This window comes from Dyadobacter luticola, assembly GCF_005860805.1.
Classification (GTDB): Bacteria; Bacteroidota; Bacteroidia; order Cytophagales; family Spirosomataceae; genus Dyadobacter; species Dyadobacter luticola.
The window spans coordinates 623544-650250 of the sequence record NZ_VCEJ01000005.1; the positions used below are offsets into that span (position 1 = coordinate 623544).

Consider the following 26707-nt stretch of genomic DNA (forward strand, 5'->3'; position numbering starts at 1 on the left):
TCCGGGACGAATAACATATCGTCCGGAGCTACCGGCATGAGCGCCTCAGTGGATATCAGGCGTTTCTGGCTTTGCGGTTGAAGAACCCGTAAATGATCGGGAAGATCAGCAGTGTCAGGAATGTAGCGGTGATCAACCCGCCGATCACCACAATTGCCAAAGGTTTCTGTGTTTCCGAGCCGATACCCGTCGAGGTAGCAGCTGGTAACAAACCGATTGCAGCCATTAAAGCCGTCATAATCACCGGCCTGATCCTCGATTTCACCCCTTCCCGTATCGCCTCATCGAGCGTCATTCTCGCCGCCAGGTTTTTGTTAAAGACCGAGATCAGGATCACCCCATTTTGCACGCATAATCCGAACAATGCGATAAAGCCTACGCCCGCCGAGATACCGAAGTTCATGTGCGTCACATGCAGCGCGAGTATCCCGCCAATCAGCGCAAAAGGAACGTTCACGAGTACCAGGCCGGCATCTTTGGCATTGCTGAACATGATGAAAAGCAGGATGAAAATCCCGATCAAGCTGATCGGTACCACTTGTCCCAGCCGCGCCGTAGCACGTACCTGATTTTCAAATTCCCCCGACCAGTTTACAGAATACCCTTTTGGTAAAGATTTCAAAAGCGGTTTCACGCGGCTCTGCGCATCGGCGATGGTACTTCCCAAATCCCGCTCACGTACCGAGAATTTTACCCCGATGAAACGCTTGTTGTTATCCCGGTACACAAATGCCGGCCCGGTCACGGTTCTGATAGTCGAAATTTCTTTCAGCGGAATTTTCCCGCCTGTCAATGTGGGCACCATCAGCTGTTGAATGTCGTCTACCGAGCGGCGGTACTGCTGCTCATAGCGCAGCCTGATGTCAAATTTGCGCTCGCCTTCATAAAGGATCGAAGCCGTTTTTCCACCAATCGCCATCTCGATCACCGCCTGTGCATCCGCAATGCTCACGCCATATTGCGCCATCTGATGGTCGTGCAGAATGACGCTGACTTCCGGCTGGCCTATGTTCCGCAGGATACCCACGTCCTTGATCCCCGGCACATCCTTGATCGCTTCCAGCACCTGGTTCGCTTTATCATTCAATGTTTCCAGGTCATCGCCGTAAATTTTCACCGCATTACTTGCATTCATACCTGCCACCGCCTCGGCCACATTGTCGATGATCGGCTGCGAATAGTTGTAGTTAATGCCCTGAAACTGTTTCAGTTTCGTGTCCATTTCCTCAATCAGATCGTCCTGGCTGATTTTTCTTTTCCACTCATCTTTGGGTTTCAGGTTCACCTGCATTTGCACGTAATAAAAACCCGACGGATCGGTACCATCATTGGAGCGGCCGGTTTGCGACAAAACGCCATTTACCTCAGGAAATTCATTGAGTTTGTTTCTCAAAACCGTCACCATCTTAGTCGTTTCGGCCAAGGAGCTGCTCATCGGCATTTTCGCTTCAACCCAAAGAGCACCTTCATTTAATGTGGGCAAAAACTCGGTTCCCAGGAATTTTGCGGAAAACAAGCTCAATGCCATAAACACGATGGCAAGCACTACGCTGAGCTTTTTGCGCGCATAACACCATTCAAAGCCACGCGTCACCGAGTTGTCAAAAAAGCGGACAACCGGATTACTCTTCTCACGCACATTTTTTCTGAGCAAAATCGAGCAGAGTACCGGTACCAATGTTAAAGTGTAGAGCAGCGCGCCGAGCAAGGCAAAACCTAGTGTATATGCCAGCGGCGTAAACATTTTTCCCTCCACTTTCTGGAAACTGAAAATCGGGATCAATGCCGTAATAATGATCAGTTTGGAGAAGAAAATTGCTTTTCCAAGTTCTCCACCGGTCTTTTTAACTAAACCCAATTTCGAGAGCTTGTTGTACTTCTCCATACCATTGCGGTGCGCGAGGTGATCCAGCGTCACGAAAATCCCTTCCACCATCACCACGGCACCGTCAATGATAATCCCAAAGTCTATCGCGCCCATGGACAGAAGGTTGGCGGACATTCCTTTGAGTTTGAGACACATAAAAGCAAAGAGGAGGGCAAGCGGAATAATGATCGATACAATCACCGTCGTGCGCCAGTCGGCCATGAACACGAAAACGATCACGGTCACCAGCACAATACCTTCTATCAGGTTGTGTTTCACGGTATGCGCACAAAATTCTATCAGGTTATCACGGTCGTAGAATGTGACCATTTTGACATCAGGAGGCAGGATTTTGGTGTTCAATTCCTGAACCTTATCCTTTATACGCGCCAACACCTCACTCGGGTTTTCACCTTTGCGCTGCACCACGATACCTTCCACCACATCGTCGTTTTTGTCCAGACCTACCTGGCCCACGCGTGGCATATCCGACTCTTTTACATCCGCCACATCCCTGACCAGCACCGGGTTATCTTTTACAAATTCCACGATAATGTTCTCAATGTCGGGTATGGAGTTCAAAAGCCCGATTCCGCGAACCACATAAGCCTGCCCGTTTTTCTCGATCACATCGCCGCCGACATTCACATTACTTTTGGTCACGGCCTGGTACACTTCCAGCGGGGTAATGTTGTATTTGACCAACTTGGTCGGGTTCACCTGCACCTCGTAAATTTTCTGGCGGCCTCCAAATGCGACCACATCGGCCACACCGGGAATGCTTCTCAACTGTCTGTCTATCACCCAGTTTTGCAGTGTCAGCAGCTCGCGGCTGTCGCGGTCATTGCTTTTGAGTGTGTACCTGAAAATTTCGCCGGTCGGGCCGTACGGGGGCTGCACGTCGGGCTCCACGCCGTCGGGGAGAGAAATATTACGAAGCTGGTTATTAACCTGTTGCCGCGCAAAAAAGTCTTCCACACCATCATCAAAAATGATCTTGATAATGCTCAGACCGAACATGGTGGTACTCCGCACATTCGATTTTTGCTGCACCGAGTTCATCGCCACCTCAATCGGCACGGTCACAAACCGCTCGATTTCCTCGGCGCTCCGTCCGTTCCACTGGGTTACAATGATGATTTGTGTGTTGGTCACGTCCGGAAATGCTTCCAGCGGCGTGTCCCGGTAACTGACGATCCCCGCAACAATCAGCAGGCCAGTCATGAAGAATATGAAGAACCGGTTTTTCAATGAAAACCCCACGATTCCCCGGATGAATTTGTTCATCAGATTTGAGTGAATGAGTGAATGACTGAGTTAGTGAATGATTAATCATTCAGCGCATCGTAAACCAGCAGTTGATTCTTGGAAATCACCGCCTCGCCTGGCTTCAAGCCGGTGCTGATGTAGGCCCGGTTGGCCAGGGAGCGGTACACTTCGATAGGGCGGGTTTCAATATTGGTCCTGCTGTGATACACCATCACCCAGTTTTTGCTTCGGTCAAAAATCACGGCCTGCGAAGGAATTGCCTGCATTTGGCTGCCTTCTTCGAAGTTCAGGCTCACTGTTGCGTGCATTTCCGGTTTGAGTTTGAATCCTACATTTTGAAGCTGAATCCGTATCCGCATCGCCTTGGTTTCAGGATCAAGCACATTGTAGATTTTGTCAACCTTACCTTTGAAAACCTCATCCGAAAAGCTGATCGTGCGCACTTCGGCAGGCATACCCAGCTGAATACGAGGGATATCGCTCTCGTTCACATTGGCCATCACCCACACATCGGCGATTTGTCCTACCGTGAAAAGGCTTTCCGTATTGTCGGAGCGCAGCTGCATCCCGCGGTTTACATTTTTATCAATAATAAATCCGTTGATCGGTGACTTCACAATGTAATTTGCTGATTTACCCAAACCGTAAATCGAAAAAACTTCTTTCACCCGGCTCACTTCCGCCTGGGCTTTGTCCACCACTTGTCGAGCCGAAATCACGTCCCTTTCAGGCACCAGTTTGCTTTCGAAAAGATCTTCGGTAGAGGATAAATTTTTCTGTGCAACCAATAAATCGGATTGTGCCTGGATCTTCTGTCTCTCAAAATCAGCCACTTCCCCTGAGCGGATGGTCGCAAGTTTTTGACCTTTACGCACATTGTCGCCCAGCTCTACATCCACTTCCTCCACATTACCACCCACAAGCGGGAAAATCTTGATCACCTGGTTTTCGTCAGGTACCACTTTGCCGACCAGCGTCAGCTCATTTCTTACCGGTTCTGTGCGTACAGTATCGATTTTAATGCGGCTCATCATCGTATCCGACAGCATAAACGCCTTGGATTCGCCGCTCTCCTCGTCCTTTTTCTTATCGCAGGATGTCAGCCAGATTCCAAAAGCGGCCAACATGACAACATACAGGGTATTTTTCATTTTCGGGTTTTTGTGGCAATGCCAGTTGTAAGAAGTTTTTAGTTTAAATGTTTAGTTGAAAAGCTCTTCGCCGACAGCAAAGTTGAGCTCTTCGTAAACCTTGATCCGGTCAGCCTGCAAGCGATTGTATTCCTTGATGCTTTCGTTGTAGGTTTCGATAAAATCGATGAATTCGAGGAGGGTTACATTTCTTTTCTGGAAGTTTTCGTAGAAACCTTTATTCAGCAACTGAAACTGGTCTGAGAACTGGCCCTCTACACTTTTATAAGCATTATCCGCAATGCCCACCTTCTGCACCGCAGCATCCACTTCATTGGCTACCGTGTTTTGCTTGGCATTTTCAGCCGTTTTGAAATAGCTGATGTTGCTTTTCGCGGCTTTGATATTTCCCTGGTTACGGTTAAAGAATGGTAAGTCGATGGAAGCATTTACACCAAAATAATTGCTCACATAGTTGCTCGACTGGTCGTAAATCGCACCAATTTTCATATCCGGTTTCGCCAGCGCTTTTTGTAATGTATAGTTCAATTCCGCCTGTTTGGTAGCAGACTGCGCCACTTTCAGGTCGGCGCGGCTTTGTAATGCTTTTTCTTTGAGTTGCTCCGGCGTGTATTTGCTTAGCTGGTATCGTTGAATTTCAGAGCTGTCGACCACCGATTTTACCGGGCGCTCGGTATTTAGCAGTGTCCGCAGGTCGCGCTGGTTTTCCTGTAATTCAAAAAGAATGTCAGCACGTTCGTTCGTCAATTCAAACAACAACGCTTTCAGCCGCACCACTTCTTTCAGCGATATGTTCTTCCGCTCGTATTCTTTTTGGAATGCATTCACCGTGGTATTCAATGTGCCGATCTGCGTATCGTACAGGGCCACAGTCTGTTCCAGATAATATGATTCAAAAAAGATCTGGCGGAGCTCGAATTTTAATGTTCGGATAAGGTCGAAAAACTGGTACTCGCTCTTACGGGTCGACTCGACATCGAGCGCTACCTGCTTGTTACGTTTGCCCGCGCGCGTGATCAGCTGCTCGATCGTGAAAGCTTTTTGTCCATTTTTGCCCACATCAAAAGCGCCGCGTGACGGACTGTAAGCATTGATTTCAACACCGAATGTGGGGTTATTCCAGAGTTTGTCCTGGATCTCAACCGACTTGGCAATGTCGATCTGGTACTTTTCAGCAAGAATTTCGAGGTTGTTTTGAAGAAAAAGACTATCCGCTTGTCTGATTGAAATCCTGAGCGTGTCCTGTGCGTGTAAGCTGATTGAAAATAAGATCAAAAGCCCGGTGAGGTAAGTTCGCATACGTTTTGTGTTATAATGCTGCGAACTTCGCATGCCGGTATTACAGCAGGCTTAAAATAGTCTTAGAAAAAAATTAGAAAGTTAAATGTGGCTTAATTCGACCAGAAACTCGCTTCCTTTCCCTACTTCACTGGTCACCGAGATCATGCCGTGATGTAGTTCAATGATGCGCTGGCAGATAGATAGCCCGATTCCGAAACCAGGCAGTTCGGAAGCATTTGAAGACCGGAAAAAGGGATTGAAAATATGCGGAATGTCTTCTTCGCTGATCCCGATGCCCTTATCCTTCACTTTCACGACACACGATTTTTCGTTGGACGAGATCATGATTTGCGCGTGGTGATCGGGAGAATATTTGCAGGCATTGTCCAGCAGGTTGGAAAAAACCCTTTTCAACAACTCCTCATTTCCCTGGATCACCGTTTCCTCCGCATTTTCCGGGATTGTTTCGTAGTCGATCGTCACATTGTAATCCGGGTGGGAGGAAAGTAATTCCTCTTTCGCCAGAAATGCGAGGTCTTCGATGTGGATCGGCGACATTTTCATCTTGCCCATATTTTCATAGGAGCGGGCAAGAAAAAGCAGGTTGTTAGTAATGCTGATCAGCCGCTCCGTGTCGGAAAACAGGTTCGAGAAAACCTCTTCCAGATCGGGATTATTTTTGGTAAAACGCTGGCCTAGCTGGATTTCCGATTTTAATGCAGCCAGAGGAGTCCGCAGCTCGTGGGAGGCGTGGGATACAAAGCTTTTTTGTTGTTCAAAAGCCTTATTAAGCCGGTAAAGTACTGTGTTAAAGTTAATTGCCAACTGAGCGATTTCATCTTTCCGGTTTCCTTCATCGAGTTTTTGGGATAAATTCTGCGCGGTAATCAACGAAACCTGCTCATTAATGCGGCTGATCGGGCGGAGTGCATTCCCGGCGAAGTAAATACCCAGCACCACCGTCACACCGATCCCCGCGGCCAGGCCCCAGATCAATGTGCTCCGCAGGTTATCCAGCTTGCTATGCCCGAATGTATCATAAGCCGAAGCCAGTACCACCAGCGGCTCGGCACCCTCGTCATAGAGCAGTCCAATCACCTCGTTCTCACCTTGATGAAACTCCATATATTCCTGCTGACGCACTTCTTTCAGCAGCGACTTCTTGTAAGTCAGCAGCTTGTCGTCCACGCTCGAATAAATCAGCTCATTTTTCGAATCAAAGATTAGCACCTTCTCATCCAGCATTTCCGACAAAGTATTCTGGTCGATGGCTTTAAGGAGGTCCTTGTCTATACCTTTCACTTTTACGAGCAGGCGGCAGGTGGTGCGGGCGCGGCTTTTCAGGCGGTCGTAAAATTCTTCCTGCCGGTAATGTTCAGAAACACTGTAAATGGTGATGGAAAACAACAGCAAAACCGCCGCTACCAAGAGCGTAAACTGTAAAGCGATGCGGTTCCTGATGGTCATGATACTATTATTCCTCTTTCAAAATGTAGCCCATTCCAGGTCGGGTATGGATCAGCCGGGTCGGATAATCTTTATCGACTTTCTTGCGTAAGTAATTGATATACACCTCTACAACATTGGTTCCGGGATCGAAATTCAGGTGCCAGACATGCTCTGCCAGATCCATTTTGGAAACCACACGCCCACGGTGCATCAGGAAATATTCGAGCAGCGCGAATTCCTTGGCCGTGAGGTCTATCGCATTTCCGGCGCGTTTTACCTGCTTGGTACCCAGGTTCATTTCCAGGTCAGCGATCCGCAGGATTTTATCCGTAGTCTCCGGATTGTTCAGCTCGGAAACCCGCAAAGCCGCATTGATCCTGGCCAGTAACTCCCTGAAATCAAACGGTTTGACAATGTAATCATCCGCACCCCGGCTCAACCCTTCAATTTTATCCTCAATTTCCCCGTAAGCCGTCAGCATAATGATCGGCAATGTGGGCTTGTAGATCCTTATCTGCTGGCACACATCATAACCTTTCATTCCCGGCAAATTCACATCCAGCAGCACCAGATCAAACTTTTTGTCCAGTGCCAGCTGCTTGCCGGTAATGCCATCGTACGCAATTTCGGCTTCAAAATTCTCGGTACCAAGTCCCCGGAAAATGTTCTGCGCGATCCTGCGGTCATCCTCTACAATCAGGATTTTTTTCATGAGCTGATTCAATAAATGCTATAAAACCGTCAGCGCCTGTTCCAGGTCACTGATCAGAAAATCGGCGTCTTCCAGGCCAATGTATACGCGGGCCATCCGGTGTTGTTCTTTGTTGGGATCAAATAACTCGGGACCAATACCCGCTGCCTGCGGCAAAATCAGCGACTCGTGCCCGCCCCAGGAAACCGCCACTAGGAAATGTTTCAGAGAATAGGTAAATGTTTCAATGTTGTTATAACTGTCTGTCTTTAAAACAATTGTCAGCAAGCCACAAGCACTCGTCATTTGTTTTTTTGCCAGATCAATTTGCGGAAAATCCTCGTCAAAAGGGAATATAACCCGCTCAATTGTGGGATGGTTTTTCAGGTATGCGACAACTTTCTCCGTCGAATTCTTAATGTGTGCCAATCGCACCGGCAAAGTACGTAATCCTCTCAGGATCAGCCAGGCGTTAAATGGCGAGATAATCGATCCGTTGTTTAGCAGCTGCTCATTAAAAATCTTGTTCAGCATATCTTTTTTGCCCGTCAAAACCCCGGCGACGGTATCGCTATGCCCGCCAATGTATTTTGTCGCCGACTGCAAGGCCATATCAATACCCAGCGCGATCGGTTTTTGTTGCAAAGGCGAAGAGTAACTGTTATCGCAGATCGTAATAATACCTTTTTCCCGCGCCAACCTGGCTACGGCTTCCAGGTCCTGCAACTCAAATGTATTTGAATTGGGCGATTCCAGGTAGATAATGCGTGTTTCCGGCCGGATTGCATTCTCGAAATTTTCTATTTTGGTACCGTCAATGTACGTCGTCGTCACATTGAAACGCGGCAGGAGGTTATCAAACATCCGCCAGGCCCAGCTGTAAGGTTTATCCACCGAAACAATGTGGTCGCCGCTTTTCACATTCGCCAAAACCGCCGCGAAAATGGCAGATGCGCCACTGTTGAACACCAGCGCATCTTCCGCACCGTCGAGCGCAGCCAGCTTTTTTCTCAGGATTTCTATCGTGGGATTTTTACCGCGGGAATATAAATAAGCCGAATCCTCATCTTCAAAAGCCTTTCGGAGGTCGTCAAAAGTGTCAAAAACGAAATTACTGGCTTGTACGATGGGCGGCGCTACGGCATTGAAATACAGGCTGCGGTCCTCGCCAAGTTCATTGATGATATGCGAAATATCCATTGAAAGTATTTAAAATCGAATGTGATGCAGTTACTGAAAGCGGATAAGTTATCATTATTCAGGTAAAACTTCACGAATAATTTCCGCAGCCGGCTCAGCAGGCGTCTGAAAAACGATCCCATGTTCGAGCGAGTGAATGATCGCTTTATTACTGTGGGCAAAATAGCAGGTATCTATCCCCATATCCTGAATGTTCTTCACCAGCAAAGTCGCGGAGGCTTTAGGCCTTTTTCGGGTCTGGCGAATGTAAACTGCGCGAATGTTGGTAGGAAAAGTCCGGCAGATTTCCTCGTAAATGTCCGGGTCTTTTTGGGAGTCATCGCCGAGCAGGATAAACTGTAATTCGGGATAGAAGTTGATGATATTGTGGATCTTACGAAGCTTGTGCAGATGTGAGCCGCCGCCAGTCATGACAAAATCATCCAGTCCGGATTTAATTTTTTTCAACTTTAAAACCGCTTTTGGCAGACCATTCAGTTCAGCGAAGCGGACAATCATATCATACAAATTCCACTCACTGCTCGAAACGTAAAAGAAAATGTTGCTCTCTTTCTGCGGGTGTGTCCGGCTCGCGAAGGATAGCAGCTTATAATGTTTCACCACGTCGTCAAAGGGTTTGCGCGCCTGGACATTTTTGGATAAAAGCACAAACAATTTGCGGAAAGAGCGCCGGCTATGGGAGATCAGAAAAGTATCGTCAATGTCGGAAATGAGGCCGTAGGAAGTTTTATAGGGTAGGAAAAATTCTTCCGTGGCGGTTGCTTTGTATTTTTTGCCATCAACTTCATCATCCACGGTCACTTCGTAGGTATGCCAGCCGCTGGGCAGGCTTTCTTCAAAAGGCACCTGGAACCGGAAGTACCCGTCGTCTTCGGCCTGTGTTTCGAAAACCTGACCGTTCACATGCAGGGTAACTTTTACAAAAGCGATGGTTTTGACAGAGAAGAGCTCAATGATCGTCCGCGCATATCGAAATCCCCGTCGTGTGTATTTCCGGTCACCAGAGGGGTATTTTTTGACCACATGTCCAAAAACAACCAGTTCCTTTTTGTTGGCATAACCCCGGTACAGTTTTAAGTCACAACGTTTCATAACTATCTTTAACCCCATTGACTTGATTTCCCTAATTTAAAAAATATGTTATCAGAACGAAAAGTTTTGCTGGTGGTAAACCCCATATCCGGGGATGTTGACAAGGATGTAATTTTTGAACGAATCATTGAAAAAACAGGCGCGGAAGGCTACGATCTCCGCATTTATTCTACCACCGGCGAAAATGATCAGGAAACGATCAGGGAAATGTTAGAAAATATCCGGCCAGAGCGCGTCTTAGTAGCCGGCGGTGACGGAACAATTTCGCTGGTGGCGCAGGCGGCGTACGGTATCGAGGTGATTATGGGGATTATTCCGGCAGGTTCGGCCAATGGCTTATCCGTTGATTTTGGCTTGTCAGGCTCTGTCGATCAGGCGGTTGAAGTGGCATTTGCGGAAAACACGGTTCTGATCGATGCTGTTTCGATTAACGGGGATATCAGTTTGCACCTGAGCGATATCGGTTTAAACGCGCTTTTAGTAAAAAACTATGAGAACAGTGATATGCGGGGTAAGCTGGGCTATGCCCGCGAAATGCTGAAAACACTGAGTGAGCACGAGAACTTCCTGGTGCGCATTAAAACTGAAAATGAAACGATTGAAACCGACGCGCTGATCGTCATTATTGCCAATGCGCAAAAGTACGGCACCGGCGTCACCATAAATCCTGCAGGCGATATGTCCGACGGACTTTTTGAGCTGGTGATCGCCAAAAAGCTGGATTTTATTGAAACTGCCAAGATTCTGGCAGGTAATACCGATTTCAATCCGGAAATCATGCAGGTGATTTCTGTGGAAAGAGCCGACATTGAATGTTACGACAAGGAGGCACATTTTCAGATTGATGGAGAGTATAAGGGGCTGGTAAGTAAGTTGGAAGCGCATATTTTGAAGGGGTACGTGCGGGTGGCGGTGCCGTGATGAGTATTGGGGTTTACGAATTCGCTTTTGTGGGTGTTCAATGTTCACTTATGTTTCTATGAAACCGATTTTACTTTTTTTGTTTGTTTTTGGTCTGAATGCGGTGGTATTTGGGCAGGGTGCGGAGCTTTGTCAGGGGGCTTATTTTACTGAGGCTGAGGGAAAAGCTTTTTTAGAAAAGCATAAACCTTCCTCAAAAGTTGAGTGGGAAACGCGGGCGGTGGCGATCCGGAAACAGATTCGGGAAGGTATGGGTTTGCAAACGATGCCTGCCAAGCCAACCAGCAAGCCGATCGTTCATAGCCGGAAAGAAATGGATGGTTACTCTATTGAAAATGTGGCATTCGAAAGTATGCCCGGCATTTATGTGACAGGGAATTTATATAAACCGCTTAAAAAGCAAAAATCTTACGCAGGTGTTCTTGCGCCGCACGGACATGGTGAAAATCCGCACGGCCGGTTCCGGGACCAGACGCAAATACGCTGCGCGTCACTGGCGCGTATGGGCGCTATCGTTTTCGTCTGGGATATGGTGGGCCAAGGCGATTCGAAGCAATGTGAGCACAAAATGGCGAAGGCTTTAAAACTGCAAACCATTAATAGCATTCGGTCGCTGGATTTCCTTTTATCAATTCCGGGCGTTGATCCTCAGCGTATTGCGGTAACCGGTGAGTCGGGTGGGGGAACGCAAACATTCCTGCTGGCAGCGCTGGACGACCGTGTAAAGGTTTCAGTTCCGGTGGTGATGATCTCGTCTTACTTTTTCGGAGGCTGCGTTTGCGAAAGCGGCCTGCCCATCCATAAAAAAGGCGATTTCCAAACCAACAATGTAGAAATAGCAGCACTAGCCGCCCCCCGCCCCATGATCATGATCTCCGACGGCGGCGATTGGACAAAGAATACGCCGGAAGTAGAATATCCTTTTATCAAAAACATTTACGCACTCTACGGCAAGACCGACAACCTGGAAGCAGTACACCTTGCCAACGAAAAGCACGATTTCGGCCCTTCAAAGCGGAAAGCCATGTACGGCTTCATGGCGAAACATTTGGGCCTGGACTTGAAAGCGATTACGGATGCACAGGGCAACATTGATGAGGCACCTGCAAAGGTTTTGGATCAGAAAGATCTGTCGGTTTTTGATGCTACGCATCCCAGGCCTAAGAATGCGGTGATGGGGGATGATGCGGTGATGAAGCTGCTCTAGACACGCCTGCCTCGGCCAAGGCTTATTCTGGGTTAAATGACGTTTATTTTATATTCAACGCCCGTTTTTCTTATCTCAGCCGCAAATGGGTTGCTAATAGAAGATAAATCTTCACTTGAAATTGGATGTGGCTCAATGCGAGAGTCAAACTCAGAAGCTAGAAGCATCAAACGGACCTGCGTGTCAAACCGTTCTGTATCAAGCAGATGATCAATAATAAGGGCGATATCTATATCACTTTCATCCCGGAAATTATCTTTTGCATAAGATCCAAAAAGATAAGCACCAACCAGGCCTGGTTCCACTTGTGATACCTTCGACAAATACAGCTCTATTGTGTTATTAATCTTTTGATCCATGTTCGATAGAGTTAAATTTCCTCAATCCATTTGATGGTGAAATCCGGCGTACAAGTCTTCTGAAAGCTATTTTTATAATCGTCATAGCGGCCATTAATGTTGAAGGCAGTGACCGATACCAGGAATTTTTTCTGATCATCGTCTAGATCAATGTCTGCTTTTTCAGCGAGCCTCAGCAGATTATGCGTGAAAGGCGGGAAGCCTTCATTTACGTTAACATAAAGCGCTTTCAGTAGCTTTTCAATCACTAAATGCCCAATAAACAGGGACCAGCTATATCTCTTACTCTCAAACATTGCAAGCATTGTCTCGAAGTCCTCGTCTGAGCTGTTGATCCAGTAATTAATGACATTATTCTTATCAAAACCTGCGTCTGCCATTTTCAAAAATACGAATTTTAGAGAAAACAGCGCCGACAAACAAAAAACCCAAGGCCGAGACCTTGGGTTTTATATATTTTATTGAGCTAAACTAAACGCCCAATTCAGCCAAAACCTCTTTTACCTTCGAGGCAGCTTCTTTGAATTCAATCGCAGAGTAAACTTTCAGGCCTGATTCGTTGATGATCCGGGCACCTTCCTCAGCATTCGTTCCTTGCAGACGCACGATGATCGGTACAGGAATTTCGCCGATGGCTTTGTAAGCTTCTACAACCCCGGCAGCAACACGGTCGCAGCGAACGATACCGCCGAAAATGTTGATCAGGATCGCTTTTACATTCGGATCTTTCAGGATAATACGGAAACCGGCTTCAACGGTTCTTGCATTTGCGCCACCTCCAACATCCAGGAAGTTAGCAGGATCACCGCCCGAAAGCTTGATGATATCCATAGTCGCCATCGCAAGACCGGCGCCATTTACCATACAACCCACGTTGCCGTCCAATTTCACGTAGTTCAGGTTGTTGGCACCTGCTTCTACTTCCAAAGGATCTTCTTCGTTGGTATCACGCATTTCGGCAAGCTCAGGGTGACGATACAATGCATTGTCATCCAGATCTACTTTCGCGTCAACTGCGAGGATTTTGTTATCGGAAGTTTTCAAAACCGGGTTGATTTCGAACATCGCCGAGTCACTTTCAATGTAAGCTTTGTAAAGTGAGGTGATGAATTTCACCATTTCCTTGAAAGCATCGCCTTCAAGACCCAGTGCAAAAGCTACTTTACGTGCCTGAAATGGCTGCAATCCCACTTTCGGATCGATCCACTCCTTCATGATTTTTTCAGGCGTATGTTCCGCAACTTCCTCGATGTCCATACCGCCTTCGGTGCTGGCCATGATCACATTGCAGTTTCTGGCACGGTCCAGAAGGATCGACAGGTAATATTCTTTTGGCTCGCTTGCGCCTGGGTAGTATACGTCTTCGGCAATCAATACTTTATTTACTCTTTTTCCTTCCGGGCCAGTTTGGTGGGTTACCAGTACTTTGCCCAGGATGTTGTTGGAAATAGTCCTGACATCTTCAACGGATTTTGCCAGCGCCACGCCGCGTTGCTCAGTACCGACGATACGGCCTTTCCCGCGACCACCTGCATGGATTTGAGATTTTACAACATACCATTTGGTACCTGTTTGCTGGCTTAGCTCACGCGCAACTTCCACCGCCTTGTCCGGCGTGTCGGCAACAAGCCCTTCCTGAATACGCACACCGTATTTTTTGAGAACGCTTTTGCCCTGATATTCGTGAATATTCATGAGTATAAAAGTAAATTGGTATTTTCGAGGCAAATTAAGGAATTAATCAAAACGGGCGTAGCAAATAAGCCAATTATCTTTCTCCGGTTATGCATTTACTCCAGGCGCAGGGAATCAGGCGTACTTATGGTTCATTACAGGTTTTGAAGGGCATTGATCTGGAAGTAAAACAAGGTGAGGTAGTGGCGATTGTGGGTGCGTCGGGCGCCGGAAAAAGTACTTTTCTGCACATTCTGGGCACACTCGACAGGCCCGAAGAAGGCCAGGTTTTTATCGAAGGCGTCAATGTTTTTACCCAAAAAGACAAAGATCTGGCGCGATTCAGAAATGAAAAGATCGGCTTCATTTTTCAATTCCACAACCTGCTCGCAGAGTTTACAGCGCTGGAAAATGTCTGCATGCCGGGGTATATCAACGGTCAGATGAATGAGAAGGATCTGAGCAAAAGGGGAGGTGAGCTGCTTGAAATGCTGGGACTTTCGGGCAGGACGGATCATTTACCTTCGCAACTTTCGGGCGGTGAGCAGCAGCGGGTAGCCGTGGCGAGAGCATTATTGAACAAACCGTCTATCGTACTCGCAGATGAACCCAGCGGAAACCTGGATTCCCATAATGCTTTGGATCTGCACCAGCTATTTTTCAAGTTGCGGGACGAATTCGGGCAGACATTTGTGATTGTCACCCACAATGAAGACCTCGCTGAAATGGCAGATCGCCGGCTTGTCATGCAGGATGGAAGAATGCTTCAGTGACAGATTTCGATATAAATGAAAAAGCCTTCGGAATTGCTTCCGAAGGCTTTTCCTATATTCCAGGGGACGATGATTACATCATTCCGCCCATTCCACCACCGTGGCTGTGGCCACCAGCAGCAGGAGCTTCTTCTGGTTCGTCAGCAATTACACATTCTGTTGTCAACAACAAGCCTGCGATAGATGCTGCGTTTTCAAGTGCCAGACGGGATACTTTCTTAGGGTCAATGATACCAGCTTCCAAAAGGTCTGTGTAAACATTGTCTTTAGCATTGTAACCGTAAGCGCCCGTTCCTTCTTTCACTTTCTGAACAACCACAGATGGTTCCTGACCTGAGTTAGAAACGATGGTTCTCAAAGGAGCTTCCAAAGCAACGCGGATAATGTTGATACCGGTTTTTTCGTCTTCGTTTGAGCCAGTAACGCCTTCCAAAGCAGCGGTAGCGCGGATATAAGCAACACCACCACCCGCTACGATACCTTCTTCAACAGCAGCACGAGTTGCATGCAATGCATCATCAACGCGGTCTTTTTTCTCTTTCATTTCAACCTCAGTTGCAGCTCCGATGTAAAGGATAGCTACACCACCTGAAAGTTTCGCAAGACGTTCCTGCAATTTTTCACGATCGTAATCAGAAGTTGTGTTTTCGATCTGTGCTTTGATCTGGTTAACACGTCCCTGAATGTCTTCAGAGTTACCTGAACCATTGACCAAAGTTGTGTTGTCTTTGTCGATAATCGCTTTTTCGCAAGTACCCAGGTATTCCAAAGTTGCGTTTTCCAATTTGAAACCGCGCTCTTCTGAAATTACAGTACCACCAGTTACGATAGCGATATCTTCCAACATTGCTTTACGACGGTCACCGAAACCTGGTGCTTTTACAGCAGCAACTTTCAATGCACCACGGATTTTGTTTACTACCAATGTAGCAAGTGCTTCTCCGTCAACATCTTCTGAAAGAATAAGCAAAGGACGACCAGTTTGAGCAACTGCTTCCAAAACTGGCAGCAATTCTTTCATGGAAGACACTTTTTTCTCAGAGATCAAAATATATGGACGCTCCAATTCAGCTTCCATTTTCTCGGTGTTGGTCACGAAATAAGGAGACAGGTAACCACGGTCAAACTGCATACCTTCCACAGTTTTCACTTCTGTTTCAGTACCGCGAGCCTCTTCCACAGTGATAACACCTTCTTTTCCTACTTTTTCCATCGCTTCGGCGATCATGTTACCGATCTCCTCGTCATGGTTTGCAGAAATAGTAGCAACCTGAGCGATTTCTTTTGAAGTAGAGATATTTTTTTTCTGTCCTTCAAGATCCTTTGTAATGATAGCGACAGCTTTGTCAATACCACGTTTCAGATCCATCGGGTTAGCACCAGCAGCTACGTTTTTCACACCGATTGAATAAATCGCCTGTGCCAAAACAGTTGCAGTTGTAGTACCGTCACCCGCAGAGTCAGCTGTTTTAGAAGCAACTTCTTTTACTAGCTGAGCACCCATGTTTTCGATTGGGTCTTTCAGGTCAATTTCTTTTGCAACAGTCACACCATCTTTGGTGATGCTTGGGGAACCGAATTTCTTATCGATTACCACGTTACGACCGCGAGGTCCTAATGTAACTTTTACGGCGTCAGCCAATGTATCCACGCCTTTTTTGATCCTGTCGCGTGCTTCTGTGTCAAAAAATATTTTCTTAGACATAACTATTAATAATTTGAAAAAACTTTAAGAGAAACTAGTGATTAATACTGTCGGACTATTGACCGATGATGGCATAAATGTCTGATTCGCGCATGATCAGGATATCTTTTCCTTCGTACGCTAATTCAGTTCCGGAGTATTTGCCATACAATACGGTATCCCCTACTTTCACTGTAAGAGGCTCATCTTTTTTACCTGGGCCAACGGCAACAACAGTTCCGCGTTGTGGTTTTTCTTTGGCAGTATCAGGGATAATGATACCAAATGCAGTTTTTTCTTCGGCTGGGGCTGGTTCTACAAGAACACGATCAGCCAGAGGTTGTACGTTAACTTGTATTTCTGCTAAAGTTGACATAAATATTAAACGTTTGTTTTGATTGTCAGTAAAAGGTTTGACTGACAACCGGTAAGCACAATCTATGCCACACCAGGGTATTCTGACATTTTTTCCGGCTAGTGTGACAAATTTGTACCTAACCCTGTCCCGATATGACTATATAGTCATTGTCCTGTCAGTCAACTCCTAAAAATTGCTTCGATATGGGAAAATCATTAAATTAATTCGGCACTAAAATGAAGATGATTTTATGACAAACCTGCATAGTAACTGGTTAACCGAGGGGATTTTTGATTTTGAGCATAAAAAATATGTGCTGCTCGCTTACCTGCAACACATTAACACAGAGTTCGCCGGCAACCGCCTGCATCCATATTTACCTGAGCTCAGGTTTCATTTCGAATCCTGCCTCGACATTCAATCTACTAAAAATCACATCAGGACGTCGCTGCCAAAGAATCTGACCGGCATCGATGTCAGTAACTGGAAGCTGGAATATGAGGAAACGCACCAGGATGACCCCTATATGGAAGAACTGAATTACATGCTGGATTTTGCGATACCACGTTTTTCTGCCTCAATTTCCGAGGGTACCGAGCGGTTTTCAGCGGTAGAGGGTAATGTCAGCGTCTCGCCCGTCGGGATTGTGCCCCTGCATTTGCAGGAAGGTTACCTGCTTTTTTTGCATGCATTCCAGCCGCTGGTGAGCATTTTTCAATATCAGCTGGCGCTTTATAACCAAATGCGGGAGCGGTACTTAAAAACCTGGTTTTTGGAAACCGTCCGGATCGGGCTGGGAAAAACGGTAGCGCAGGTGAAAGTAGATTTGACACGAAAAAACAGCGCTCTGCCAAATCCGGCGACATACATTGTAGAATCAAAATACGATTATCCTTTGGAGGAAGCTTTGCTGCCGGTAGCGAAGAAGCTGGTTTTGAAACAGATTAATGTTGCCTGAAAACAAAAAAGTGGCCAGAATCAACTTCTGGCCACTTTTTTTATAAATGCTTTTCTTATTTAGTTGTATCCGCAGGAGCAGTGGATGCTGGTGGATTACCGGCTGGCTCTGCTGTGCCCGAAGGAACTGCCGATCCTGCTGGAGCTGCCGCTCCGGGAGCCGCCGCTCCGGGTGCCGGAGCAATTTTACCACCTGGTGTCGGTGCATTTTGCGCACGGTCCACATTGATACTTTTGATTCCGCCGCCATCATTGCTGCCGCCTACTACAATGTAAGAAGCAAGTGAAATGAGGATTACAGCACTTGCCAAACCCCAGGTAACCTGTTCGAGCAAATCGGTTGTTTTTTTAACGCCAAACATTTGGGTTGTACCTGCGCCGCTGAATTCGCTTGAAAGACCGCCGCCCTTAGAATTTTGTACCAACACGACGAGAATCAGCAATACCGCCACAATCGCCACCAGAATAATCAAACCCAGATACATGCCTTAATAATATTGAATGAATGAATGATTGAAGTAAAGTTTACAAACGATATAGCTCGCTTAATTTTTTCGCAAAGTAATTTCTTTTTTCCGGTTTTTTCAAGATCAATTTCTGGTATACGTCAATTGCCTTCTCAATTTTGCCCTGGCGGATCAGGATTTTTGCAAATGCTTCGGTCTCAACACTTCCCTCGCCTGACTCTGCCACCCTGCCGGTAAGGTCCACCGCCACAGGTTCCAGATTGCTTTCCTGCCTGCTGATACGTGGATTTTTCTTCATAAAACCCTCAATGATCGCCTGTTGCCTCCGTTGCTCGTCCGACTTCTGCGGCGTGGCTGGCGTCACCTGCTGCTCAACAATGCTCAGCAAAATATCTTCCCCATTTTGCGGCAAAGCTTTTTCCTGCGCCTCGATCACCTCCTCAATGTTGACCGTCGCGTCGTAACGTTCCGTATCGTTTTCCACCAGTTGCTGCAAGGCCACCCGGCTGAGGGCGTAAGCAGCTGCGCGGGGCCGGGTTTCGTCCAGTTTTTCGGTACCAGCGTAGGCTTTTGCAAGCAGTGAATAGGAAATCTGACAGTAAGGAAATGCCTTGATGGTCGCTTCCAGTCTCGAAATAACATCCGCGTCAATGTTGCCGGGATGTTTTACCAGTTCGCTGAAAGTTTCCTTTTCAATAAGGGCCATGATCCGGGTTTAATGTGTTGGACAAGACAGTGAAGGTAGGAAAAAGGCGCTGCTGTTACCAGTCGGCAGCCGATTTATTGAAAATTTGCTGGACGATATTTTCGCGGATTGTAGGCAGCAAACGCGCTTCGTTCTGGTTAAGCGTCTGGTCCTGAGGAAAGTCGGCGTAGTAAGTAAATGACTGGTCAAAATTCTTTGTTTCGTCCTTCGCATTCGTGTACCGCACCTGCACCGTGACATTCAACCGGTTGAGCCCGGCCTGGTCATTGGCGGTTGGTGCCGCTGCCAGCACGTCATATCCGGTGATCGATCCTTCCAAAACCAGGTCCCCGCCGCCCGGCTGGCTGGTTAGGCTGGTATTTCGCTGAAAATATTCTTTCAGATCCTCGGTAAGCCGCTGCGGGAGATCGGATGGTCCACCCGCAGTGCCCATCGTAAAGTTGAGCACGCTGAATGTCTTGATATCAGGCGATAAGTTGGTGCCCGTAAACGAATATACCCCACAGCTCGAAAGAAAAACCGAACAATGCAGGAAGAGGGCAACCAGCGCCCATTTTTTTAAATGCATTTTATAAACCGCCAAAAGGTTACTCTTCAATGTCATACTGTTTGATTTTTCTGTATAACGTCCTTTCAGAAATGCCCAATGCATTGGCCGCATACTTTCGCTTGTTGTTGTTTTTGCGCAAGGCTTTGATGATCATTTCCCTCTCCTTGTCTTCCAGCGACAGCGATTCTTCCTCGGCGGTCACATGCACAACATCCTCAATCTCACCACGTTCGTCCGAATACCTGTCCAGGTCGACCGTTCTTGCGGCTGGCGCAGGCGGAAGATAGCGCTGCGGCTCGATGGACGGTGAGCTGATAACCGGCTCGGGGTTGTTGATAGAACTGAAAAGATCCTGGTGGTCTTTCAGAATTTCACCGCCATACTTTTCATTTTCAAGCACATTCCTGACCAGTTTTTTCAATTCGGTCACGTCCCGCCGCATATCGAAAAGCACCTTATATAGCAGTTCTCTTTCCGAAAACGAGCTGGCCGAATCTTCGCCGGAGCGCAGCGGCACCAGCGCTCTTCTTCCCGGCGGCTGAACCGGGTTCAGGTAATGATTCAGTGTGTCGGCGTTGATAGGCAACTCTTTATCTGTTTCCAGGATCGTGATTTGCTCGGCGATATTTTTGAGCTGGCGAATATTTCCCGGGAAAGTATACTCCAGCAGCAAGTCGCGGGCATCATTGTCCAGCCTGACGGGTTTCGTGCGGTATCTTTCCGAAAAATCATTTGTGAATTTCCTGAATAACAGCAGGATATCCTCGCCACGATCGCGCAGCGGCGGTACGTAGATGGGTACGGTATTAAGTCGATAATAAAGGTCTTCCCGGAATTTACCGTTGTTGACCGCGTCGAGCAGGTTCACATTCGTGGCAGCCACGACGCGCACATTGGTTTTCAAAACTTTGGAAGAACCTACGCGGATATATTCACCGTTTTCCAAAACCCTCAAAAGCCTGGCTTGCGTACCCAGCGGCATTTCGCCCACTTCATCGAGGAAAATAGTACCGGTATTGGTTGTTTCAAAATAGCCTTTTCTCGCATCGAGTGCACCGGTAAATGCGCCTTTTTCGTGACCAAAAAGTTCAGAATCAATTGTTCCTTCCGGGATCGCGCCGCAGTTGATGGCGATAAACGGGCCGTGTTTTCTTGAACTCAGGCTATGGATAATTTTGGAAAAAGATTCCTTACCACTTCCGCTTTCTCCGGTGATGAGCACCGTCAGGTCTGTCGCCGCTACCTGTACCGCCACATTGATCGCGTGGTTCAGTCCGGGCGACGTGCCAATAATTCCAAAGCGGTTTTTTATTGCTTGTACTTCCGTTGAATTCATTCAGATAGCGATTGGCTGTAAACATTTAGCTGTCAGCCATTTTTAGGGTTAGGCCGGAATGTTTGGCCGGCTTTTATTTTATATAGCCTCGACTTCTGCCACGGCTTTTCCGCGCAGTGTCGCGGCGGTACATTCGGTGATCAGGACATTGACATAATCACCTTTTTTGAAATGTTCTTTTGGAAAAATCACTCTTTTATTTTGGTCAATGCGGCCCGAAAGTTCTTCCTCCGATCGCTTCGACGTACCCTCCACCAAAACCCGCTGGACCGTTCCGATCAACCGCTGGTTGCGTTCGAGGGATATTCTTTGTTGTACATCGATGATCTCCGCCAGCCTTCTCTGCTTTACTTCCGGCGAAATGTCGTCTGCGAATTTTTTCGCGGCCAATGTGCCCGGACGCTCGGAATAGGCAAACATATAGCCAAAATCAAACCGCACATATTCGAGCAGCGAGAGCGAATCCTGGTGCTCTTCCTCGGTCTCGGTACAAAAACCCGCGATCATATCGTGCGAAATCCCGCAATCCTCGCCAATGATCCGGCGAATGCTGTCGATCCTTTCGAGGTACCACTCGCGGTCGTAAGTACGGTTCATCAGGTCCAGCACCCGGCTGTTGCCGTGCTGGGCTGGTAAATGAATGTATTTACAAATGTTGTCGTACTTTTTGATGGTGTACAAAACCTCGTCCGTAATGTCTTTGGGGTGTGATGTACTAAACCTGACACGCAGTTCCGGGCTTACCTTCGCCACCATTTCCAGCAGCCTGGCGAAATTCACCTCACTGTTCCACTTATAGCTGTCCACATTCTGGCCCAGCAATGTTACTTCCTTATAGCCGGCATCAAAAAGTCGCTGCGCTTCCTGAACAATCGAAAATGGGTCCCGGCTGCGCTCGCGTCCCCTCGTAAAAGGTACCACGCAAAAACTGCACATATTATCACAGCCGCGCATGATGGAGACGAGGGCGGTGACACCGTTTGAATTCAGACGGACTGGCGCGATATCGGCGTAAGTTTCTTCTCTTGAAAGAAAAACATTTACACCCTTCTGGCCTGTTTCCGCTTCGGATACCAGGCGCGGCAGGTCACGGTAAGCATCAGGGCCTGTCACAATGTCGACCATCTGCTCTTCTTCCAGCAGTTGTGCTTTCAGCCGCTCGGCCATACACCCAAGTATACCGATTAGTGCGCCTGGTTTTTTCTTTTTAACAAAATTTAAGTGTACCAGACGGTTACGGACCTTCTGCTCGGCATTGTCACGGATCGCGCAGGTGTTCAGGAAAATCAGGTCGGCGTCGTTGACGTCTGAGGTTGTAGCATAACCCGCATCGCGCATCACAGAGGCCACAATCTCGCTGTCCGAGAAGTTCATCTGGCAGCCGTAGCTCTCGATAAACAACCTCTTCTTATTTGTAAGTGGCTCATTCTCCGTGATTTTCACAGTCTCGCAAGCTTCCTTATCTGCCTCGGTCAATATTTTTAATGAATTTGCAATTCTATGCTCCATCGGAAGGATATCTTAATCACCTGAATCATTCTTGTAGAATCGAAGCCGGCGGAAATGGCTCCTTTTCCCAAAATCGAAGGGTGCAAAGGTAAGAAGAAATCAGGGAAAACTGACAAACTGTCAGAGAGTAAAAGCGCTTGTAGTATTTGTCTAAAAAGGGTAACCGACGCCGAGGTTAATGTTCAGGAAGTTGGATTGTGTCCTCTTAAAAAGTCGGTTGAGTTGTAATTCGTCCAGCACAAACCGCTGTAATGCAGGATCGTAAACTTTAATACCGAAGTCAAATCGAAGAATAAAGAATGACAAATCATAACGTATCCCAAACCCGGTACCGACGGCCACTTCCCGCAGAAAGCTGCTCGCTTCGAATTTCTGTGATTCCGTTGCATTGCTGTTGAGGTTCCAGACATTACCCGCATCGATGAATAAGGCATAGTTAATGTCGCCAAAGAATTTTGCCAGATACCCGCGCCATTCCAGGTTACCTTCCAGCAAAAATTCACCCGGCGATTCGATGGATAAGTTATTGGAAGTTAGCCTCGGAGGTGATGAGCCCGGCCCAAGACGCCGCGGTAGCCAAGCCCGCAAACTGTTGGAGCCGCCCGCAAAGAAGTATTTCTCATACGGTGGTACCTTACTGTCACCGTAGCTGTAAACTGCGCCGGTATTCACCCTTGCCACGAATGCCGATTTTTTCCCGACCGGCCAGTATCTGCGGTAATCCGCATTCCAGCGCAGGTATTTGTAAAATTGCAGATCGCCGAAAACATTCTTGATCAGATCTTCCTGTTTTGGCAAAACATTCAGCGAAGTACCACCCGATTCCAGCGCAATCCTGAAATACCGCGCATTCTTCGGCGGCCCGATCAGCGCATTGGTATTGTAGGTAAAGTTGAAATTGATGTCCGATACAAAAGACTTTTGAAAACTGTTAATCAGGTTGTTACCCTGCATTTGCAAGGTGTCCAGCAAACCTTTGAAATCCGCGCGGATGTTCTGCGTATTCAGAATATTGAGGTCCACCAGCGAAAGATTGAAGAGCGTCCGGTTGGTAGGCTGCCACGAGTAAGTCATCGCCACTTTCAAATTGGTACGGGTATACTCGGGGCGGTTCACGTAATTATATCCGAGGCCAACCTGCGTTCTGGGGTTGAATCCGGCGGTTTGTCTTTGTAAAAATCCTTTTGGCGTCAGCAGCCTCGGGAAGATCAGCGAGGTATTCAAGGCGAGCTCTTCACTTCTGTAAATCGAACTGTTACCTACGAAACCCGGCACCAGCTCGATTCCTCCGCGCACATTCGCCTCAAAATTTTCGAGTCCGTTGAATACATTCCGGATCTTGTACGAAAGATTGGCGAAAGGCCCCGGCGCGCCCTGCAACTGGATCACATTCAGACCCACATCCGTTGAGATCTGGTATTTTTTAAGCGGAATAACTTTGAAAAAACTATTGATCGCTTTGCCCGTCGAGTCGAGGGTGTAGCTGTAATTGACAAAATCGAACTGATCCGTCAGCGAAAGCTGCTGCTGCGTATCCCGCTCTTTTTTCTGGCTGTAAAATGCACCGGGACGCACCTGGATTTTACTATCTAAAATCTTGGTCGCGAAGCGTTTGTCGGAAAAAATGTATTTAATGCCCTGGTAGGTAACCGTATCTTTCTCCGAAGACAAATCAGCCGTTCCGGACGGCGGTAAAACTTCAAAATTGACGGAATTGATCTTATACCGCACAGGCTGGTTAGCCTGGCCCATATCCACCCGCACCTGCACGTCCACCGATTTGAAATTGCTGTCCGTAGCCGCATTCGTGATCGTATCATTGACCAGATAAGAAATATTCTGTCGCGAAAATCCCATATAACCCTGGTTCCGCAGCAATGTTTCGATCCTAACCCGCTCTTCCTCAAAGGAATCGCCATCATATCTTTTTTTGCTGGTCAAGGCTGCGTCCTTGTTATTGGCACTGATAATGCTGTCTGCAAAATAGTTTTTTACCTGATATTCCACGCCCCGGATCATCGTCGGCCGGTTTTCGGTCACCAGATAATTGACCCTGATCCTGTTGAAAATCGTATCGGGTTTGAATGTTACCGTCGATTCAAAGAATCCGTTGTTATACAGGTACTTCTGCATTTTTTCGGCATTCAATGTTACTTCGGCCAAATGGTAGTAAACCGGTGCTTCGCCGAGCACACGCATCCAGAAATTTCCCTGCTCTGCCCGCACCTGCGCTTTTTCCAGTTTCTTGGCGTAGCGGCCCTGGATTTTTTCCAGCTTTCGCGGATTATTTTCGTAGATCCGCGATTCGTTCTGATATTTTTGAGTGACTTCAATTACTTTACGCTGTTTTTCCTCGCGGTTGTAAAACAGCTCACCAAAGCGATAGAGGCCAACATAAGGAAAAAAAGGCAGTCCAAGCAGCCTTCTGTTGGGTTTTTGGGGAATTAAAGCTTCAAGGTCGGAATCGCTGATAATATGGTTGCCTTTGATGGACGAAGTGCCAAGAAAGTAGCTTTTGGTAGGCGACGAAGACTTAGGGGAACAGGCGAACAACCCTGCCAGGATCACTAGGAAAAACGAGCTGTATGTAATCTTACAATGAATGTTCAATGCTCTCGAAAAATCGTATAAAGTATATCAACTCGCTTAAAGTCAAGAAGTACAGACAATTACACCAGGCATTCATTATTGAGGGTGCCAAAAGTGTGCTTGAACTGCTGGAATCTGATTTCGAAATTGAGTTTGTACTGGCAACAGAGGAATTCCTGCAAAAATACTCAACAATTTTAACCCGGCATAGTGTGGCGGCAGAAACGGCTACCGCGGCGGAACTTGAAAGTGTCGGATCTTTCCAGACCAACGATTCGTGCCTGGCTGTTGCTAGAACGAAGCAAAACGAATTTTTGTCTTTGCAGGAATCCGAATATGTGCTGGTACTGGATGATATCCGCGATCCGGGAAATTTTGGTACGATCATCCGCGTGGCCGATTGGTATGGTATCCGCAAGATCATTTGCTCATCAGATACGACTGATTTTTATAATCCCAAAGTCATCGCCGCAAGTAAGGGTTCTTTTACAAGAACGCAGGTTTTTTATACCGATCTGGCTGATTATCTGGCAAATCATGCCGAAAACCGAAATGTAATAGGCGCATTTCTGGGCGGTACTTCCATTTATGACTTTCCATTTTCCCCCAAAGGCGGACTAATTGTGATGGGCAACGAATCCAACGGGATAGGGCAGGAGGTAGCTTCTTTTGTAACCGATCGGATCACGATCCCAAGATTCGGCGAGGCGGAATCGCTCAATGTGGGTATTGCCACGGCCGTGATGCTTGATAATTTGCGGCGGCAGTTAAGCTGAAAAATTATTCGTGCGCAGCTTTGTGGGACAGTTCTTCGGCATATTCGTGGCCGAGATAACCATCAATAAAATAATGTGCGACGTACAGTAGCGGCGTCAGGAGGATCGCGACCATGCCTTTATATAAATAATTGATCGTGCCGACTGAGAAAACCAGTTTCAAATCCCAGTTTCCAAAGACATAAAACGCAATTCCGATTACGACAAAGCTGTCGATCAGTTGTGAAAACATAGTAGAACCCGTCGCCCGAAGCCAAATGAACTTGCTGCCGGTTTTTCTCCGAAGCCACGAAAAAACAAATACGTCCAGGAGCTGCCCCAGCAAAAATGCCACGATCGAGCCGATCATAATACCCAGACCCTGATTGAAAATCTTGGTGAATGCATCATTGATATTGAATTTGTTGCCGTGGGTATCGGTATTGTTGAGGTCCAGCCAGAACTGCGCGGGCGGAAGTTTGGTGGCGAGCAGGATCGTGATAAAAGTATAGGCGATAAAACAGGCGGTCAGAATAGAAATCCGTTTTACGCCTTTTCTGCCAAAATATTCATTGATAATGTCCGACGTGATGAACACGATCGGCCAGTTGATAACACCCGCCGTCATATTGAAATCCAGCCGCTGGCCTCCAATCAGCAATTGTGCAGGCGGGATGCCCAGTAATGACTCTACGGAAAATATTTTTCCGCCGATGATTTCGGCAATGATGGCATTGGTCAAAAATATTCCGCAAAGTACTAGGAAGAGGCGTTGTCTTTTCGCCTCCTGGACACTGGGCTCCTGTATGGACATGACAATTGGTTAAAAATCAGAGGGAATACGATTTCTGCCGAGGCACTT

At 47.3% G+C, this 26707-nt stretch carries 24 protein-coding genes; 5 read left to right on the forward strand and 19 right to left on the reverse strand.

The window, feature by feature from the left end; genetic code table 11:
* Nucleotides 1–55: 55 nt before the first annotated feature.
* The 7 genes from FEN17_RS21755 to FEN17_RS21785 form a co-directional block, all read right to left on the reverse strand.
* Nucleotides 56–3154 carry an efflux RND transporter permease subunit gene (locus tag FEN17_RS21755; protein ID WP_138367493.1) on the reverse strand — a complete coding sequence of 1033 codons (3099 nt, stop codon included), beginning with the start codon at nucleotides 3152–3154 and terminating at the stop codon, nucleotides 56–58.
* Between the two features lie 41 nt (nucleotides 3155–3195).
* Complete coding sequence (locus tag FEN17_RS21760) at nucleotides 3196–4287, reverse strand: efflux RND transporter periplasmic adaptor subunit (protein ID WP_138367494.1); 1092 nt, start codon at nucleotides 4285–4287, stop codon at nucleotides 3196–3198.
* A gap of 51 nt (nucleotides 4288–4338) precedes the next feature.
* Nucleotides 4339–5586, reverse strand: a complete 1248-nt coding sequence (locus FEN17_RS21765) for a TolC family protein (RefSeq protein WP_138367495.1) — start codon at nucleotides 5584–5586, stop codon at nucleotides 4339–4341.
* 81 nt (nucleotides 5587–5667) lie between these two features.
* Nucleotides 5668–7035, reverse strand: coding sequence for a sensor histidine kinase (locus FEN17_RS21770; RefSeq protein WP_138367496.1), 1368 nt, complete (start codon nucleotides 7033–7035; stop codon nucleotides 5668–5670).
* 7 nt (nucleotides 7036–7042) lie between these two features.
* Nucleotides 7043–7729 carry a response regulator transcription factor gene (locus tag FEN17_RS21775; protein ID WP_138367497.1) on the reverse strand — a complete coding sequence of 229 codons (687 nt, stop codon included), beginning with the start codon at nucleotides 7727–7729 and terminating at the stop codon, nucleotides 7043–7045.
* 18 nt (nucleotides 7730–7747) lie between these two features.
* Nucleotides 7748–8908, reverse strand: a complete 1161-nt coding sequence (locus FEN17_RS21780) for a trans-sulfuration enzyme family protein (protein WP_138367498.1) — start codon at nucleotides 8906–8908, stop codon at nucleotides 7748–7750.
* Between the two features lie 54 nt (nucleotides 8909–8962).
* Nucleotides 8963–10000 (reverse strand): App1 family protein phosphatidate phosphatase, encoded by a 1038-nt coding sequence (locus FEN17_RS21785; protein ID WP_138367499.1) that lies wholly within the window; start codon nucleotides 9998–10000, stop codon nucleotides 8963–8965.
* A 45-nt stretch (nucleotides 10001–10045) separates the two neighbouring features.
* Here FEN17_RS21785 and FEN17_RS21790 point away from each other — a divergent pair, with 45 nt between their 5' ends.
* Both FEN17_RS21790 and FEN17_RS21795 read left to right on the forward strand, forming a co-directional pair.
* Nucleotides 10046–10921 (forward strand): diacylglycerol/lipid kinase family protein, encoded by an 876-nt coding sequence (locus FEN17_RS21790; protein ID WP_138367500.1) that lies wholly within the window; start codon nucleotides 10046–10048, stop codon nucleotides 10919–10921.
* Between the two features lie 58 nt (nucleotides 10922–10979).
* Nucleotides 10980–12128, forward strand: coding sequence for an alpha/beta hydrolase family protein (locus FEN17_RS21795; protein WP_138367501.1), 1149 nt, complete (start codon nucleotides 10980–10982; stop codon nucleotides 12126–12128).
* Between the two features lie 32 nt (nucleotides 12129–12160).
* Here the strand turns inward: FEN17_RS21795 and FEN17_RS21800 are convergent, their stop codons facing one another.
* The 3 genes from FEN17_RS21800 to sucC form a co-directional block, all read right to left on the reverse strand.
* Entirely contained in the window at nucleotides 12161–12487 is a 327-nt protein-coding gene (locus FEN17_RS21800; RefSeq protein WP_138367502.1) for a nucleotidyltransferase domain-containing protein, read from the reverse strand.
* A gap of 11 nt (nucleotides 12488–12498) precedes the next feature.
* A complete protein-coding gene (locus FEN17_RS21805; protein WP_138367901.1) occupies nucleotides 12499–12867 on the reverse strand; it encodes a HEPN domain-containing protein in 369 nt (122 codons plus the stop codon).
* Between the two features lie 91 nt (nucleotides 12868–12958).
* The gene (gene sucC / locus FEN17_RS21810; RefSeq protein WP_138367503.1) at nucleotides 12959–14182 is read right to left on the reverse strand and encodes an ADP-forming succinate--CoA ligase subunit beta; all 1224 of its coding nucleotides are present in this window, start codon (nucleotides 14180–14182) and stop codon (nucleotides 12959–12961) included.
* A gap of 89 nt (nucleotides 14183–14271) precedes the next feature.
* On the opposite strand from sucC, the gene FEN17_RS21815 reads away from it, so the two are divergent.
* Complete coding sequence (locus FEN17_RS21815; protein ID WP_138367504.1) at nucleotides 14272–14934, forward strand: ABC transporter ATP-binding protein; 663 nt, start codon at nucleotides 14272–14274, stop codon at nucleotides 14932–14934.
* A gap of 73 nt (nucleotides 14935–15007) precedes the next feature.
* Here FEN17_RS21815 and groL read toward each other — a convergent pair whose 3' ends face one another.
* Together groL and FEN17_RS21825 are read right to left on the reverse strand one after the other, a co-directional pair.
* A complete protein-coding gene (gene groL, locus FEN17_RS21820) occupies nucleotides 15008–16639 on the reverse strand; it encodes a chaperonin GroEL (protein ID WP_138367505.1) in 1632 nt (543 codons plus the stop codon).
* A 55-nt stretch (nucleotides 16640–16694) separates the two neighbouring features.
* Nucleotides 16695–16994: a co-chaperone GroES gene (locus FEN17_RS21825; RefSeq protein WP_138367506.1), complete on the reverse strand. Its 300-nt coding sequence runs from the start codon at nucleotides 16992–16994 to the stop codon at nucleotides 16695–16697.
* Between the two features lie 232 nt (nucleotides 16995–17226).
* Here FEN17_RS21825 and FEN17_RS21830 point away from each other — a divergent pair, with 232 nt between their 5' ends.
* On the forward strand, nucleotides 17227–17934 hold the full coding sequence (locus tag FEN17_RS21830; protein ID WP_138367507.1) for a hypothetical protein: 708 nt from the start codon (nucleotides 17227–17229) through the stop codon (nucleotides 17932–17934).
* 55 nt (nucleotides 17935–17989) lie between these two features.
* Here FEN17_RS21830 and secG read toward each other — a convergent pair whose 3' ends face one another.
* The 6 genes from secG to tamL all read right to left on the reverse strand — a co-directional run bounded on the left by secG (nucleotide 17990) and on the right by tamL (nucleotide 25111).
* Complete coding sequence (gene secG, locus FEN17_RS21835) at nucleotides 17990–18418, reverse strand: preprotein translocase subunit SecG (RefSeq protein WP_138367508.1); 429 nt, start codon at nucleotides 18416–18418, stop codon at nucleotides 17990–17992.
* A gap of 40 nt (nucleotides 18419–18458) precedes the next feature.
* A complete protein-coding gene (locus FEN17_RS21840) occupies nucleotides 18459–19106 on the reverse strand; it encodes a DUF8458 domain-containing protein (RefSeq protein WP_138367509.1) in 648 nt (215 codons plus the stop codon).
* 55 nt (nucleotides 19107–19161) lie between these two features.
* Nucleotides 19162–19710: an LptE family protein gene (locus FEN17_RS21845; RefSeq protein WP_374756674.1), complete on the reverse strand. Its 549-nt coding sequence runs from the start codon at nucleotides 19708–19710 to the stop codon at nucleotides 19162–19164.
* Nucleotides 19694–20992, reverse strand: coding sequence for a sigma-54 interaction domain-containing protein (locus FEN17_RS21850; protein ID WP_138367510.1), 1299 nt, complete (start codon nucleotides 20990–20992; stop codon nucleotides 19694–19696). Before FEN17_RS21850 ends, FEN17_RS21845 begins: the two co-directional genes overlap by 17 nt.
* A gap of 78 nt (nucleotides 20993–21070) precedes the next feature.
* Nucleotides 21071–22501 carry a tRNA (N6-isopentenyl adenosine(37)-C2)-methylthiotransferase MiaB gene (miaB, locus tag FEN17_RS21855; RefSeq protein WP_138367511.1) on the reverse strand — a complete coding sequence of 477 codons (1431 nt, stop codon included), beginning with the start codon at nucleotides 22499–22501 and terminating at the stop codon, nucleotides 21071–21073.
* A gap of 150 nt (nucleotides 22502–22651) precedes the next feature.
* Nucleotides 22652–25111 (reverse strand): translocation and assembly module lipoprotein TamL, encoded by a 2460-nt coding sequence (gene tamL / locus FEN17_RS21860; RefSeq protein WP_229208941.1) that lies wholly within the window; start codon nucleotides 25109–25111, stop codon nucleotides 22652–22654.
* Between tamL and FEN17_RS21865 the strand changes: the two genes are divergently transcribed.
* Nucleotides 25111–25866: a TrmH family RNA methyltransferase gene (locus FEN17_RS21865; RefSeq protein ID WP_138367512.1), complete on the forward strand. Its 756-nt coding sequence runs from the start codon at nucleotides 25111–25113 to the stop codon at nucleotides 25864–25866. The genes tamL and FEN17_RS21865 overlap by 1 nt on opposite strands.
* A 4-nt stretch (nucleotides 25867–25870) precedes the next feature.
* Here FEN17_RS21865 and FEN17_RS21870 read toward each other — a convergent pair whose 3' ends face one another.
* On the reverse strand, nucleotides 25871–26659 hold the full coding sequence (locus tag FEN17_RS21870; protein ID WP_138367513.1) for a queuosine precursor transporter: 789 nt from the start codon (nucleotides 26657–26659) through the stop codon (nucleotides 25871–25873).
* Between the last annotated feature and the right edge of the window lie 48 nt (nucleotides 26660–26707).